The sequence below is a fragment of the Actinoplanes sp. NPDC051633 genome, assembly GCF_040681735.1.
Classification (GTDB): domain Bacteria; phylum Actinomycetota; class Actinomycetes; order Mycobacteriales; family Micromonosporaceae; genus Actinoplanes.
Map to the genome: position 1 here is coordinate 1 of NZ_JBFAZH010001795.1, position 1,098 is coordinate 1,098.

Below are 1,098 nucleotides of genomic sequence, written 5' to 3' on the forward strand. Positions count from 1 at the left end.
CGGGTCAGCCGGGACGGCCGGCTCGTCGAGCACCGCCGGCGACGCCACGTTCGACGCTTGGTTGCCGGAGTCGACGCTGTGGCTGCGGCGGGCGCACGACGTCGGCGCGTTCCAGGTGCCCGCCGAGGGCGTCTCGGTGGCGAGCAGCCCGGTGGTCCTCGCGCTCGACGGCCGGACCGCGAGCCGCCTGGGCCGGACGGCCCTGAGCTGGCGTGCGACTGTGGCGGCGCAGCAGTCGCCGGTGCCGGTCGTGCTGCCCGACCCGGCGACCAGCCCGGTGGGCTTCGGAGCGCTGGTCGGCATCCGGGCGCTGGCCGCGGCGGCCAAGGCGGACGACACCGCAGCCGGTGCGGCGGCCATCATGCGCCGTCTCGCGCCGCGGACGGTGTCCGTCTCCGGCGAGGCCACGCCGGCGCCCGGTGCGCCCGGCGCCGGCGAGTCCGCCGTGGTCAGCACCGAGCAGGAGGTGCTGCTCGGCGCCACCGGCGGGCGCCGCCGGGTCGCCGTCTATCCACCCCGGGCGGTGCCCGCCCCCGACTACCCGTATGCGGCGCTGGCCACCCGGCCGCAGCGGGAGGGCGCCACGGCCTTCCTGCGGGCGCTGCTCGCATCGGAGGGCGCGACCGCGCTCAGCGGCCACGGGCTGCGCACGCCGTCCGGCGATCCGCCGACCGCCATCCCGGCGGGCACCGGGATCAGCGGCAAGCTCTACCCGCCCGCGCGCCTGCCGGCCGAGGCGGACACCGTGGCGCTGCTCAACGCCTGGGGCGGCGTGCACATCAGCTCACGAATGCTGGCTGTCTTCGACGTCTCCGGTTCGATGGCCGCACGGGTCCCCGGCTCCTCGGACACCCGGCTCTCCGCGACGGTCAAGGCCGCCCAGGGCGGCGCGCAGCTGCTGCTGGGCACCAGCGAGATCGGCGTCTGGACGTTCTCCACCGATCTTGACGGCGATCGCGACTACCGCGAGCTGGTGCCGGTCGGACCGGTCGGGCCGCGGCGCGCGAAGATCGTGGCGGAGCTGGGCCGGATGCGAGTCAAGCCGAACGGCGCCACCGGGCTCTACGACACCACGCTGGCCGCCTACCGCGACGCGAC

At 76.8% G+C, this 1,098-nt stretch carries 1 protein-coding gene; it reads left to right on the forward strand.

What is annotated here, in order from left to right; all coding sequences use genetic code 11:
- Window positions 1-1,098, forward strand: a 1,098-nt coding sequence (locus AB0M20_RS45240; RefSeq protein ID WP_364307821.1) for a substrate-binding domain-containing protein, incomplete at both ends; no start/stop codon positions are given.